Origin of the sequence: Shewanella sp. SM68 (assembly GCF_025653925.1) — a bacterium.
Classification (GTDB): domain Bacteria; phylum Pseudomonadota; class Gammaproteobacteria; order Enterobacterales; family Shewanellaceae; genus Shewanella; species Shewanella oncorhynchi.
In genome coordinates this window covers 482,383-496,469 of sequence record NZ_JAKKRU010000003.1, presented here as the reverse complement: position 1 = coordinate 496,469, position 14,087 = coordinate 482,383, and the positions used below count along the sequence as shown (strand labels likewise).

The following is a 14,087-nucleotide window of genomic DNA, read 5'->3' as shown; positions in this document are numbered from 1 at the left end:
TTATCAAGTTCTCATGAGCAATTTACGCGGCAGACAAGAGTGGCCCTAGCATAGCCAAAATACCAATGAGCAAGAAAATCAGCGCTTGCACTATGATCATCTGTCCACTATTTGGTGGACTCAGAGTGGCAATGTAAAACTGCCAAATCGCAAAGATCCCGTAGTTCATCCCGAGGAATAACAACAGGCTAAAGGCATACATCCCAGGGATCACCTTAAGTGCACAGGCTAAAAGTGCAACCGTTGAAACCACAAAAAATACCGATTGGCAGTGAAATAAGCACAGTAGCATTTGCTTGCTTTGCTGTGACACATTCGCCTTCAAGAGCGGCGCCAATAAAACCCGCTTACCATAGATTAAATGGTAGCCACAGACTCCAGCACTCAAAACAGTCGCTACCATTATTGTTAATACCATAGTGCTCCTATTTAGTACTCATATTTGATTATCTTTGAATATCGTAAACTGAACTAAGAATTTAAAACTGAGGAGAATTTAAACCCAAGGCTTAAATACTTGACCATGTAACTAAGACCCTAAAAACTGCGGTTGAGTTTCAGCCGAGCGAAAATAAGCAACTTGGTTCTAAGCCCCTAAACCAAACAGGGCTAAAATCTATGGGAAAACCGACTCAATATGAATGACCCCATCAGCTCCTTAGTGCTTGTGCTTTAAGCAAAAAGGAGCCATCAGGCTCCTTTTCTTCACAATCCGTAAACGATTACCCTGACTAAAACCTACGATTACATAGTCGCCATAGTCCAATAATTTAAACGCTTTTGTGGATCGGCTAACAGGTTTTTACATTCTTCTTTATATTTACCCATTAACGCACCTAAGTTACTTGACCCCCCTAAGCTTTCGATTTGACGGGCTTTAGCATCGGCAACCGCTTGAGTGACCTCAGCTTCAGAGCTGTATTTCTTAGCTAAATTCTCAGACTCAATTTTAGAACTTTTTAAACGCTCACCCACGGCCTGCATTTGCGGTGCATTCATCGCCCCAATGGCTTCTGAGCTAATTTGATAGTAAGCGGCACATTCAATGGCTTCTTTACTAAACGCTTTTTCTGCTTCATCAGCCCAAACTGCAGTACTGGCACTTAAGACTAAACCACCTAATACTAACGTTTTTACCTGAGTTAACATGTTACTTTTCCTTTTAATCGCCATAAATAAACCTACTCAAGCCCTCGGTGGAGCTCAAGTTCGTAGATATAAAAATCTTGGTTACGCACAAAGCCTAAACCTTCATACAAGCCCTGCGCGCGCTGGTTTTTTTGCTGTGTTTCTAACATCAAATAACTCATATTATGCGCTTTGGCATAACTGGCGGCCTGTAGCACTAACGCCCGCCCAATACCGACACATCGGGCATGTTGAGTCACATACACATCATTGAGGATCAACATAGGGGCCAAACGTAACGATGAAAAACTGGGATACATTTGAACAAAACCTAATCCAAGCCCTTGATTATCTTTAGCTATAAATATCACCGATGAGCCATCTGACACTCTTGAATAAATAAACTGCTCCGCAGCCGCGAGATCATCCCTACGCCCATAAAACTGGCGGTACTCATTGAATAACACTGCAACCTCATGGACATGAGTCACATCTACTCGAGTTATAATGCTTGCCATGGGCCTTTCCTATTTATCATTAGAGTGTTGGCGGTCGTTGTCGCAATCGAAATTGCAGACTGTTTTTCACCGTTGGCCACTCGGTATCAATAATGGAATACACCACGGTATCGCGGATCGTACCGTCCTTAAGAATCTTATGATTTCGCAATACACCATCTTGCTTAGCGCCTAGTCTTGCAATGGCTTGTCTCGAAGCTTGATTATGCCAGTGAGTACGGAACTCAACGGCAATGGCGTCTAAGGTTTCAAAAGCAAAGGTCAATAACAGCAGTTTAGCTTCAGTATTAATCCCAGTGCGCTGGGCACGTTTAGCATACCAAGTGTATCCAATCTCAAGACGGCGATTATCAGACTCCCAGTTGCAAATTCGCGTGCATCCGACGATTTCCCCTGACACTCTATCCCGCACCGCAAAGGGAAAACTCAGGCCCCGCGCTTTTTCTTCGAGCGCTTTAGCCACATAGAGCTTCATCTCAGTTGGCTCGGGGACACTGGTAAACCATAAACGCCAAAGTTGACCATCTGTGACGGCGAGACTCAATGCCGCCACATGGGACAAAGATAAGGGCTCAAGTACAATATGCTCACCACTTAAACAACCTAAGTTATCTTCACAGCCCACAGTATCGCCTCCGTTAGATGATAGAAAAGTGTGTTGTAGCGCACGTTTTTATCTAGCCTAACATTAAACGAGAATAAAAAAACACCCTATTTTCAGCATGATTGGACAAATTCATTCCATTGTCGGCGGTTTAGATTACCTAAAGCATAAGAGTGTAAAAAAATTTGAAAAAATGAGTACAAGGCAGTTAAAACAGATTGGAATAAATACTGCTGCGGAAGAACAAGCCGTGATGGCCAATCAATATCCGAGAAATAGCCAATGACATTGCGCAGTCGCGATAAGTGATTGGTGATTGGTGATTGATGATGACCAAAAGCGGCAATCGAGAGCAAAAACACCTAAACCTGTGGGCAGCATTTAGGCGTTTGTTATCTGGTGAAGTTAAAAGCTAAAGTTAAAAACCATGCACGCTGTTACTGACCCTAAACCAGCCCGCAATGCTATTACGCTGTGCCAAGGTTTTGGTCACTTCATGGGGAAAACGCTCACTGAGGAAAATCACAAAATGGCCCATTTTAGGCGCGATGCGCTCAATCTCAATATCGGCTTCATCATAGATAATCAACTCACCACAATCTGCCGCTTTCCAGTCAGGATTTAAGAAAAACACTGTGGTTAAAATACGATTTTGGCTGCCCTTAAGTGCATCAACATGTTTTTTATAAAAGGCCCCAGGCTGATATACCGCATAGTGGCTTTCATAATCGAATAAGCCCATAAACAAGCGACGATTCAAGCCATTTTTGAGTTGTGTCATCAACTCAAGATACTGGGCATCGGGCTCATTTTGCTCTTCTAGCCACTGTATTCTGTCACGGCGAATGTCTGGATTTAAGTGCTGTTCAGAACCTCGACCAATAGAGGCAGCTTTTAATTCATATATTTCAGTTGATTGAATTTTTTCCAATAGTACTTGGCTAATATAGAGAGGAACTAAGTCAGATAAAAAGATATAGCCTTTGTCTACCAAGGCATCAGCGATCACGTCCAGCATTGCTTCACTTAATTGCGAAACCATTATGCTACATCCAAAAAAGGGCTACGCTTTTGCTGTACTCAAGGGCTCAAGGAGGGATTAAGTGAGCCTGATTTTCGAGGGGCGTCGATAAGAGATATGATTGCCATATCTCAACGATAAATTTTGCGAAATTCTAGAATAAAGAAGACGGAATTACAACAAAATAAAAACCTATATAAACAACACGTTAACGTTAACCAAACAGTTCAACAGGCGCATCATGATCACTAAGCTGCAAACAACGCTCAAAGTGTAATCCAAGTTTGTTCAGCAAAGCTTTTGAAGCACTATTATGGGCGCTCACAATCGCGACAATACGCTCAATACCTAAACTTTTACCTAAGTCAAAAGCGGCTTTAGCCGCTTCGAATGCATAGCCCTTGCCCCAATATTGCGGCAAAAAAGCATAACCTATATCGACATTGTCCAGTGTCGGCCGTTTGATTAAACCGCAGATGCCAATGGTGAATCCATTCTCGGCGAGCACTACAGCATAAAAACCAAAACCGCACTCGGCATAACTTTTCATCGGTCCATTGACGATATAATCCTTAGCCTGCACAAGTGTGCGTACTCCTCTATCCCCGATATTCTCTACAAAGCCTTGGCTATTGAGCAAGACTAACATAAAAGAAGCGTCGGCTGGGGTTAACTGCCGCAGGATGAGTCTAGGAGTACGCGCAACTTGCATAGAATTTCTCCACTAAAAATAGAGGCGGATTTATAAATAACGGACGTACTGACTGCCGTCCTTTTGCGGTTTCTTAGGAGCGGTAACGGCTGGCGTCCCCACATACAAAAAGCCGACAATTTGATCGTGTGGCTCAAGACCTAAAGCAACATTCACATTCGCATCAAAGGCAAAATCCCCTGTACGCCACACTGCCCCTAAACCTAAGGCAAAGGCAGTCTGCTGCATTGCCATCGTCGCGCAGCCCGCTGCAATGAGCTGTTCAAGCACGGGGACTTTAGGATGTTGCTGCGTTTTCGCCACGACAGTAATCACCATAGGCGCACGCATTGGCATACCCTTAGCTTTATTGACAAAATCCTCATCGGCGCCGCTCGCTTTCGCTGCCTCAACAAAGATATCAGCCAAGGTATCTAACCCTTTTCCTACGGCAATAATAAATTCCCATGGCGCTAAGGCGCCATGATCTGGCACACGAATGGCAGCATCTAAGATGATTTTTAATTGACTCGCATCTGGAGCAGGAGCAGTTAATCGTGGGGTTGATTGGCGAGTGAGTAAAAGTTCAATAGCGTCCAAGTTCTTATCCTAGTTCGATATAAATTGCGCTCAAGCATAGCAAATTGCTGACAAAGAGGCATAAAAAAATCCCACCGCTTGAGTGGGATTTAACTTGTTGAGTGCACTTAACAATCGAGTGTGCTTAAAAATTAAATGCGCTTGAAAATCCGATGCAGTTAACAATTGAGCCCGCTTGAGAAAGACTTACTTAATCCCACAGCGCTTAGCGATGAAATAATCTAGGCTAGTGTAACGACCACCGCCTAAGGTAAAAAGCGCCAGCAACATAATAAAATAGGTGATCGCAAACTCAATACCATTATTAAGCACAGCAAAATTACCTGAACTGGTCAGCCAGTCATAGTTACCGTGCTCCTGCAATAACTCTTTGGCTTTTATCAGTTTATCCCCTGCCTCAAGCACTCTGTCATTCGTAAGCCAAGAACTACCATCGGCAATCGCTAACCAACCATTTGGCCAATGCACAGTCAATGCGGCGACCAACATAGTGACCATTAAAGGGATTGAAATCAGTCGCGTCGCGAGCCCAAGCAGTAACAAGATAGCGCCAAAGAACTCAGTTCCCGCCGCCAGTCCTGCCATTAACGCTGGCATTGGCAGACCTAAACCCCAATCGGGATTGGCAAACCAAGCAACCGTATCTTCAAAGTGAGCGAGCTTGTTATAGCCTGCTTGCATTAACACAGGTGCAAGGTAAATCCTAAGGGCTAATGGCGCTAAGCCTTCGAAATAGCGGCTCATATTGAGCAGTTTCTGATAAAGGGATACGAGTAGCATAAGGTCTCTATTAGTAGTTAGTAGGCTGATTTATTGGCTTGCAGGAATAGACCCTAGCAAGGCAATAAATCTTTCATGGCCTAGGCTTCTTTTTCAATCGCTTCCTGATTCAGCTCCTTGAGATCTTGAATGAGTCCACCTAACTTTTTATAAAAATGCTTAGACTGCTGCTCCGATAAGCTCGCATTCATCGCCAACAGCAAAGTCCCAAATGCCTCAGTATTTTTACGTAAAAACACTTTATGTTGCTCTGACTTAAGCTCATCGGGCTGCGTCATCAGCAAGGTCAAACGCTCGGTTAATAATGCTTTATCAGCGCGCTGACCCAGTGCAACCTCAAACTGGCGTAACCATTCGTGTCTGTACTCAAGCCACATATCTAAGGTGGATAAACGCTGTTGATTATATTGGTGAATAAGCACTTTTTGCTCCGCAGTTACACTTCCAAGCCAATCATCAAATTGGGTTTGAAGGTTTTCATCGGCATCTTTTTGTAACTGTTCAGGGGTTTTACCCGCAAATTCTTTAACAAGCTCCTGCTCTTCCTCCCGTAATTTTGTGAGGATCTGCTTCACCTGTTCATCGGACAAAGACATTATGATAGGTAGAAGCTCGGGCAAGGCGAACTCAAACAATCGAAACCAATGCCGCTTAGCAATATTCACATGATCTGCCCATAGCACTGGCGTTAACGTATTGGTTTTTATGAGGCCTTCGACTTCGGTCAATTGCACCACATAATGAGCTAACTCTTTGGATTGGTGCCAAATGACAAATTTTTCAATGAGGGCATCGAATGCCTTTTGCTGAGATTTATCTAAGGTAACATAATCCTCTTGCTCCCAGCCGATGGCCCAGTCAAGGAAATGGTAACTGAATTTAGTGGAGCAGGCGCTTAAGCCTAAGAGACACACAAGTAGCATCACGCCTTTTTTCATACTGAATAATCCATCCTAGAATTGTTGCTAATAAGACGCTTGAGACTATATAAAGTTGCTTTTTATATCAAACAAGTTTGTCTAATAAAGGTTTTCAGTATGTTCTACCCGCATGTCCCACCAATCGCGCGGTCAATGCCATAAGGGAATGAGCCATTATCATCAGATGGAAACTAAGCACACGCAATAATGGCTATTTGGGGGTGATCAGCGGCCAGAAGCAATCAAACCAAGCAAGGTAGTCGGCGCTACAACTGGGTTCTGTTTGCGCTGCCATCAATAATGCCCAGTAGCAAGCAAATACCCAATACATGTCAATAGCGGCAGGTACTGCCGTTACGGCTTGTGCAGTAACATAAGGATGTCCACTCAGATACTGTTTCACCAACAGACTTTGCTGATAGGCCGTTAACCCATGGGTCGCTAACACTACAGCTAACTCACACAGTGGATGCGACGCCGTCGCATACTCAAAATCGATACAACACAAGCGGTTATTTTTGAGTAACAAATTATGGGGATTAAGATCACGATGGCAAAACTGCGGCTTGATTATGCAAGCTGCTAACTCATCACACCAATGTTTGATTTCAATTTGAATTGCAAGCAGCTTAGCCACCCGCTCATTCCAATCACGAGTATTGCTATCACCAATATCACTACCCTGCTTCAATGGCACAGCACGCCTTAATACTGGCTCACTAAATGTTGCAGAAGTCTGATAGGCAAGCATTTGCTGGTGATATTCCTGCCACTGCTCAGTGATACTAATAGCATAAGGCCCTGTAGGCAGATCGCGTAATTGCAGCAATAACGCCAATAGCAAACAATGGGCTTGGTTAGGATGCGTTGCTTGTTCTGCTGCCGGAAACTGTGAATAGTTAAACGTCGATTGCCCCAGCACAAAATCAGCAGCACTCGTTTGGCGCTCTAACGCTGGCCAGTGGATTAAGACCTCGTTTTCAATATCGTCACTTTCAATATAATCACTTTCAATAAAATCACTGAGGTAATAACGCTCATCTTCGCTCACCCACAACAGTTCAGGAGCAAGTTTAGCTTGAGCCAATTGCTGCCAGTAAAAACGCTCCTGCTGGCGGTTGCAAAAACTGTCCGCCGCATCCGCATTCACCCGCAGCACATAACTGCCTGCGGGCGTAGTGATTTTATAGTTGTGATTACTTAAGCCGCCCGCAAGCTCATGAATACTTAACACGTTAACTAGCCCAGCACTTTTGAGTATGGGGTAAAGTGCTTTGAATGGCTCGCCTGCTGAGCGTTGCATCGAGGCGTTTATATCGAGCATTAACTGAGTAACTTCAAGGTATTAGCTTCACGGGCGTCGACTAACGCGGTTCGCCACAGGAAATATCCCACGACCGCCAGCCCCACATAAAGCACGAATAACAAGGATGTCAGCATCAAGCCTTTGCTGAGGTAAAGGTAAATCGACACTATGTCAATAACCACCCAATAAAGCCAATTCTCAAGTACCTTTTTTGCCACTAAATAAGTCGTCATCACGGCGAAACAGGTTGTCGCCGCATCTAGATACGGGAATGCGGCTTGGGTATACGTCGCCATACCGTGACCAACCAAAAGCGAAATCACGCCCGTCGCTGCGATCAACTTTAAATGGGTTTTCAATGGCCAAGTGGTCACTTTTACGCCTTGATGCTTATCACCACCTTGGGTCCAGAGCCAATATCCATAGAGCGCCATCGCCATGTAATAGACGTTAAGCACAGACTCCATCAGTAGCGACACCTTCCAAAACAACACAGTGTAAATGGCGGTACTGGCAAAGGCCGCCGCCCAGCACCACACACTGGCCTTCATCGCCAGCAGTAAATATGCCATCGCCAGCAATACCGCGAGTGCTTCCCATACGGTCATCACATGGACTTCACCAAAGGCCGTATTAACGCTATCGACCAAGGTTAACCATAAATCTGTCATAGTGTTGTTCTCATTGCCTATTTGTCGCTTACATGGCGGTCAATCATTATTCGCTGTGAGCTAAATTCAGCTCACCACCGATAAACTTACACACAAATACCGCCTTGCCCCACTTCTCATGGGCCGCTTGCATCTCGGTCGCCAGCATAGTCATCACATCTAAATAATCGCCGCACACTTGAGTTGCCATCGCATTAGTCACGCGCTCGATATTGGGATAGCTATCCACGCGGCCAATAAACCACTTGATAGGATCGAGGTAATTTTCATTAAAGGGATACATGCTAATTTCTGCGGTCAGTTTCATTTTAATTCCTTGATATTCTGAAGTAAGGTTGTAGCCCAAATACTGGGCTACAGTTCAGTTAACACTTAAATGATTATGCTCACTTTAAAATGAGCTATTACATAAACTTAACGTTAAAGGTTACGCCAATCTGACGCGGATCGCCGTAACGAATATATTGTTTTTCCGCCCAACCGTTATCTGGCTCATTGCCAAAATAGAAGCCACGCACACCGTATTCTTCATTAAACAGATTGCGTCCCCATAAATATGCCGACCAGGCGCTCGCCTCATAACCTATACGGGCATTGACGATAGTGTAGGGTTCAGAGCGGGATTCATTGCTGTCTGAATAATAGAATTCACTCTTACCGCTAAGATTCAGGTTAGCAAACCAACCCGAATTGGCACGATAAGTCCCACCAAGGCTGTAGGTAAGATGTGGAGAATGGGCTAGATCGCGGCCAGTTAAATCCACCTCAGTGCCATATTTGTCCTGATACTGGTAGTCACCGTAGGCCGTTTCTAACCAACCTAAGCTTGAGTAAACTTGCAGATTATCCGTGGCATACCAGGTTGCATCTAACTCAGCGCCATAGTTATTCGAACTGCCTGCATTTTCAGTGAACAAGATAAAACGCTGTGGTTTATCGGGATCTTGCTGTGATGCAGCCACCTGTTGATCTTGCCTGTCCATATAGAACAGCGCCAAATTAGTATCGATAAGTCCCGCTAACCAATGGGATTTAAGGCCGATTTCATAGTTATAGAGCGTCTCAGTACTAAACTCTTTTTTATCGTTCAATTCGACGGGTAAAGTCATGTTGAAACCGCCCGCCTTGTAACCGCGTGCGACTCGGACATAAGCATTGTGCGAGTCGTTCAGCACTTTACTCACAGCAATATGACCGCCCCACATGGTTTCGCTCGGGTCGAAATTATCGTTATTCGTATCAGAGTAATGGCTGTTGCGGCGCTCTAAACGTAGCCCCACAGATAAAGCATAATTTGAGCCCAAATCCGTATCGAGCTGACCAAACAGTGCATAGTTTGTCGCCTCATACTCTGAGTCTAAGACTTCATCCGGCGAAGCATTGTATTCAGAATACAATTGGTTATCTTCTTTCAGATTCATGGCATACACACCAAGCAACCAATCAGTACTCTCTGCAAAAATACGGCCCTGCTCGGTAGAACTTAGGCGAAACTCTTGCGACGCGGTTTTACGCTGACCCGTTTTATCCCAAAAATAATCGTATTGACACGGCGCCAGATTGCCATTGTCATCATTGCATTGCTTAGAGGCCCAATATTCTGAGTTAGCCCAATCGCCATCGTAACTGTAATGGTGATCGGTATTGGCAAAAGAGGTTAACGAAGTTAATTCGAAGTTTTCTGCGCCAGAATAGGTCGCTTTAAAACCCGCGCCTGTGGTGCGTTGGCTATCAACACCCGGTTGATCCGATGTTGTCTGGGTTGGTGAATTGGTTAAACTCCACACATCATAGCCATTATCGAAATCGGCATGCAGCACAGTTAAATCAAACTGCAAATCATCAGTCGCATACCAGCGCAGCTTAGCGCGGCCGCTGAATTCATCGCGACCATTGGTATCATCACGGTCTAAATACAGATTATCGTGGTAACCATTTTGCTGATGTTGCTGCATTGACACACGATAAAGCAGCTTGCCAGAATCCGTTAATGGGCCAGAACTGAAACCGCTAAAAGTGCGCAAATCATCATCGCCTAACGACACTTCGCCGCCATGCTCAAACACATCAGTTGGATCGTTACTCTTCAGATAAATCAATCCCGCTAAGGCATTCGCGCCGTAACGCGTCCCCTGCGGTCCACGAAGCACTTCGACCTGCTGTAAATCGTACATGCTCGACACCATACCAATACCGGATAAATCGATATCATCTATGATGTAACCCACGGAAGAATTAGGTGCGCCTTGGTATTGTTCCTGCTCTCCTACACCGCGAATTTGAAAATATTTCGGCCGCGAGCTTCCACCTGACCAGTTAAAATTGGCGATAGAATTAAGCAGATCTTCAAAGTGTTGCGCACTTTCATCTTGAATTTTTTGACTGTCGATAACGGTAATGCTGGAGGGCATTTTTTCTAAGCTTGAACTGCGAAAATCCGCCGTCACCACTATGACTTCCATCTCAGTGCTGGGATCGGGTCTGTCAATAGCGTCGGTTTGTGCAAAAACAGGGGTGCTCAGCGCTGCGGCGATGGCTAACGCCAGCGGCGCTCGGGCTAAAAATAAGCTTGGCGATACGGTTGAAAATGGAGATTGATGGTTTGACGTTTTACGGTTTGACATAGGACCTCAAATATAATGTTTGAGATCCGGCAACGAATAAGCGATTCAGAAGTGTGCTGTTGATTGGCCCATTCCTACGCCGGTATTAGCCGGATCAGGTTCTAAGGGTTCGTCAGATGACATCTCAGTTTGCAGCCGTTAACGTTAAAATCAGAGTAACATTAATGCACAACAAACACCCCTTGGCGGCGCCTAGTATACATGACGGAAATAAAAAGTGGGCACTCTTATCTCTGCGATTCAATTAAATGTCGCGAAAACCACTGCCCTTCAGTTCGTATGATGAAAATATCTTTAGTAGCCGCCTAAATCCTTTCGTCCATTTGACCGCCTATCATGATAATGCTATAGAAGGTCGCAATTTCGAACACAGTAAGAGGACAATAGTCGATGCAGCTAAAACCTTTATCGAAAGGACGTTATAGCCAGCGATGGGAGCAAGACTATCCACTTATTGAAGCGGTTGTACTTAGCTGTATCAGCGAAATAAAAATGCTCAAAAAAGGCGCTCACCTCATGACGCAGGGGGAAGCGATGGCATCACTTGTATTGGTGAAGCAAGGTCGCGTATCACTCGGCCATACCGCGAGAAATGGTCGGTGTTTTCAATTAGGTACTATTGATTGTGATTCACAACTGTTTGGCGAAATGGAGTTCTTCACCCAGTACCACTGTCAACTAGACATTATTGCCAGTGACCCATAGAAATCATGTTGATTAGCGCTGAAAAACTACAACATTGCCTCGGTCAGCATCCTCAACTCGCGCTATTCTTCGCTAGTGCAATTGCGATTGACTACCAAGACACAGTGGATATTTTTACTCGGCGACTGCTCTATCCCATCAGTTATAACGTGGCATTTGATATTTATCATGAATACTTAAATGACTTGCCTGTAGATGGCTTTAGTAAACGCTATTTAGAGGCTGAACGATTTGGCACTACCGACCGAGTCTACCGTCGGGCGCTACAAAATCTTGAGGAACGAGGCTTAATTGAGCGGAGAAAAGATGGCATTCGGATTTGTGATCTCAACGCACTCAAGAAATTTGTTGAAGCAGGCATATAATCGCTTTCAGCATAACCCACACTCGACATAATTTAACAACCGAGTGTGGGATGGATGCACAGGTAAATTAACTTACCGATGGCGAGTGTTGTTCCATAGCCGGTTTCATCCGACTTGAAACGATCAATAGCATAAATATCGCTGCGTAAAGCAAAGGAATCACATACATCACAGTTTGTAATCCGATAATACGTTCAAAGAAAGAACTGATGGCTGGGCTAAACATCGCCCCTGCACTTCCGCTAATAAGTATATATGACACATTTTTGCTGCTGGCTTTTTTTACAAAAGACACGCCATAAGCAATAAATGCATTATAAAGAGCAGCACACACAAAACCATAACCATAGGTTAAATAAGCTATCCAATTAAGATTATTGGTACTGACAATGGCAGCGGTGATCACCATAGCTAAAGCAATAATACCGACTAAGAAATGGTGAATTTTTACACGAGTCACAATCACAGTCGAAATTAACGCCCCAATTAGCGCAGCGGACCAATACTGGGTAATAATATTACCGGCATCTTCAAACGGAATATCAAATTTTTGTTTTACAAATAAAGGTGCCCAAGTTAAAAAAGTATATAAAGCCAGCATTCCTAAAAATAAACCAATACCTCCACTAATAATACCGAGATTCCATTCAGACTGTTGTTTCTCTTGTGTTGTAGAAGATTGCTCGCAAATAGAGAAATGAGTGAACAAGGTAATAATGACTGTACCGAACGCCACTAAACCTACGGCTAAATAGCTATAACTCCATGATAGTGAACTTGTTAATGCATAAGTCGTTATCAATGGAAAAATAACGCCTGCAATATTAAACGTCGCATCTTGCACCACTAACATTGTGCTTTGTAATTTCTCTTGCCACACAGACACCACAATCGTACCAGCAATACATAAACCGATACCGCCACAAAAACCAATTAAGGTCATTGCTACCATCACAACTTGTAGGAAACTGGTTAGATGTAAAGCCAGAGCAGAAAGAGCAACCAGACTGTAACTTATCAAGGTCATTCTTTTGATACCCATTTTTTCAATAAAGAAAAATGCTGCAATCGTCCCCGCGAGTGCACCACCATTGAGCAATGAAAAGATTGATGCAACTTCGTTAACATTAGCGGCAAATTTCTCAGCTATGGGTTCAATCAACATCCCAAATTGGGTCGCAAAGCCCGCCATAATAAAATTGGCGAGAAAACTGATGGCTGTTAAAGTAATTTTATTATTCATTATGTCATTCCATAAGTGAAATGCTAAGGGTTCAAAGGATGGCTTTAAACCTAATTGAGGGCGGTTTCTAACGCGAGCTCAATCATATTATTAAAAGAGAGTTGGCGTTCTTCTGCCGTTGTTTCTTCACCGGTTAAACAATGATCCGATACCGTTAAAATGGCTAATGATTCGATACCTTGTTGGTGTGACAATCCATAAAGCCCCGCCACTTCCATATCAATACCTAATACCCCAAAACGCTCAAGTGCGGGGATCATATCTTCATCGGGATCGTAATAAAGATCACCACTAAAGATATTGCCAACTTTTACACTAATACCTTTCTCATTCGCTGTTGTATAGGCTTTATGCAATAAAGAAAAGGTCGCAGAAGTCACCATTTGGTAGCCGCTACTACGCTTAGCGTTAGTAGGTGAATCCGTGCCTGCGGCTTGGGCTAAAATGACATCTCGCATTTGTACATGTTTTTGTGTTGCACCTAAACTGCCAATACGAATAATGCGTTTCACGCCAAAATAATTAATCAGCTCATGGCCATAAAGCACCATAGATGAAATCCCCATACCATGACCCATAACGGAAATGCGCTGTCCTTGGTAAAAGCCCGTGTAACCAAGCATATTGCGAACATTCGTGACTTCTACGGCATCGGTGAGATAGGTTTCAGCGATATATTTAGCACGGAGTGGATCACCCGGCATAATAACAGTTTCAGCAAAATCAGTAGGTTGAGCATTAATATGAGCAGTCATCTTTCTATCCTCATGTGGTAATATGCTGATAGTAGTGCTCAATCACTAAATGTATTTAGGACTAAAGTCCGGATTTCACCTTGCCGTAAACCTTTTTGCTTAAAAATGGGTAATTTATCGCAACTTTCAATGTCAAAAAGACGAAAGCTAATAACA

At 43.9% G+C, this 14,087-nt stretch carries 15 protein-coding genes, 1 pseudogene and 1 riboswitch; of the genes and pseudogenes, 1 reads left to right on the top strand and 15 read right to left on the bottom strand.

The window, feature by feature from the left end; translation table 11 throughout:
• Positions 1-22 precede the first annotated feature (22 nt).
• From L5M40_RS07810 to L5M40_RS07750, 13 genes are all read right to left on the bottom strand, one after another.
• On the bottom strand, positions 23-418 hold the full coding sequence (locus L5M40_RS07810; RefSeq protein WP_263176036.1) for a hypothetical protein: 396 nt from the start codon (positions 416-418) through the stop codon (positions 23-25).
• Positions 419-744: 326 nt separating this feature from the next.
• Positions 745-1,149: a hypothetical protein gene (locus L5M40_RS07805; RefSeq protein WP_105252762.1), complete on the bottom strand. Its 405-nt coding sequence runs from the start codon at positions 1,147-1,149 to the stop codon at positions 745-747.
• Positions 1,150-1,181: 32 nt separating this feature from the next.
• Positions 1,182-1,646: a GNAT family N-acetyltransferase gene (locus L5M40_RS07800; RefSeq protein WP_131525841.1), complete on the bottom strand. Its 465-nt coding sequence runs from the start codon at positions 1,644-1,646 to the stop codon at positions 1,182-1,184.
• 19 nt (positions 1,647-1,665) lie between these two features.
• Positions 1,666-2,271, bottom strand: coding sequence for a GNAT family N-acetyltransferase (locus tag L5M40_RS07795; protein ID WP_131525840.1), 606 nt, complete (start codon positions 2,269-2,271; stop codon positions 1,666-1,668).
• A 397-nt stretch (positions 2,272-2,668) separates the two neighbouring features.
• On the bottom strand, positions 2,669-3,292 hold the full coding sequence (locus tag L5M40_RS07790) for a 2OG-Fe(II) oxygenase (RefSeq protein ID WP_212599805.1): 624 nt from the start codon (positions 3,290-3,292) through the stop codon (positions 2,669-2,671).
• A gap of 193 nt (positions 3,293-3,485) precedes the next feature.
• Positions 3,486-3,983 carry a GNAT family N-acetyltransferase gene (locus L5M40_RS07785; protein WP_212599804.1) on the bottom strand — a complete coding sequence of 166 codons (498 nt, stop codon included), beginning with the start codon at positions 3,981-3,983 and terminating at the stop codon, positions 3,486-3,488.
• A 30-nt stretch (positions 3,984-4,013) separates the two neighbouring features.
• The gene (locus tag L5M40_RS07780; RefSeq protein WP_263144645.1) at positions 4,014-4,562 is read right to left on the bottom strand and encodes an NAD(P)H nitroreductase; all 549 of its coding nucleotides are present in this window, start codon (positions 4,560-4,562) and stop codon (positions 4,014-4,016) included.
• A gap of 186 nt (positions 4,563-4,748) precedes the next feature.
• The gene (locus L5M40_RS07775) at positions 4,749-5,342 is read right to left on the bottom strand and encodes a DoxX family protein (protein WP_263144641.1); all 594 of its coding nucleotides are present in this window, start codon (positions 5,340-5,342) and stop codon (positions 4,749-4,751) included.
• Between the two features lie 80 nt (positions 5,343-5,422).
• Positions 5,423-6,280, bottom strand: a complete 858-nt coding sequence (locus L5M40_RS07770; protein ID WP_113938746.1) for a DUF6279 family lipoprotein — start codon at positions 6,278-6,280, stop codon at positions 5,423-5,425.
• 193 nt (positions 6,281-6,473) lie between these two features.
• Positions 6,474-7,586 (bottom strand): phosphotransferase, encoded by a 1,113-nt coding sequence (locus L5M40_RS07765; RefSeq protein ID WP_263144638.1) that lies wholly within the window; start codon positions 7,584-7,586, stop codon positions 6,474-6,476.
• Positions 7,586-8,239 carry a nicotinamide riboside transporter PnuC gene (gene pnuC, locus L5M40_RS07760; protein ID WP_263144633.1) on the bottom strand — a complete coding sequence of 218 codons (654 nt, stop codon included), beginning with the start codon at positions 8,237-8,239 and terminating at the stop codon, positions 7,586-7,588. The genes L5M40_RS07765 and pnuC overlap by 1 nt, the downstream gene beginning before the upstream one ends.
• Positions 8,240-8,285: 46 nt before the next feature.
• Entirely contained in the window at positions 8,286-8,546 is a 261-nt protein-coding gene (locus L5M40_RS07755) for a hypothetical protein (RefSeq protein ID WP_028760297.1), read from the bottom strand.
• A 97-nt stretch (positions 8,547-8,643) separates the two neighbouring features.
• Positions 8,644-10,863 (bottom strand): TonB-dependent receptor, encoded by a 2,220-nt coding sequence (locus tag L5M40_RS07750; protein ID WP_263144632.1) that lies wholly within the window; start codon positions 10,861-10,863, stop codon positions 8,644-8,646.
• A gap of 54 nt (positions 10,864-10,917) precedes the next feature.
• Positions 10,918-11,056: riboswitch (TPP riboswitch) on the bottom strand.
• Between the two features lie 197 nt (positions 11,057-11,253).
• On the opposite strand from L5M40_RS07750, the pseudogene L5M40_RS22585 reads away from it, so the two are divergent.
• Positions 11,254-11,933 (top strand): annotated as a pseudogene (locus L5M40_RS22585) (Crp/Fnr family transcriptional regulator).
• Positions 11,934-12,000: 67 nt separating this feature from the next.
• Here L5M40_RS22585 and tsgA read toward each other — a convergent pair.
• Both tsgA and deoD read right to left on the bottom strand, forming a co-directional pair.
• Positions 12,001-13,176 carry an MFS transporter TsgA gene (gene tsgA, locus L5M40_RS07735; RefSeq protein ID WP_263176032.1) on the bottom strand — a complete coding sequence of 392 codons (1,176 nt, stop codon included), beginning with the start codon at positions 13,174-13,176 and terminating at the stop codon, positions 12,001-12,003.
• 50 nt (positions 13,177-13,226) lie between these two features.
• Complete coding sequence (gene deoD, locus L5M40_RS07730; protein WP_263176031.1) at positions 13,227-13,931, bottom strand: purine-nucleoside phosphorylase; 705 nt, start codon at positions 13,929-13,931, stop codon at positions 13,227-13,229.
• Positions 13,932-14,087: the final 156 nt, after the last annotated feature.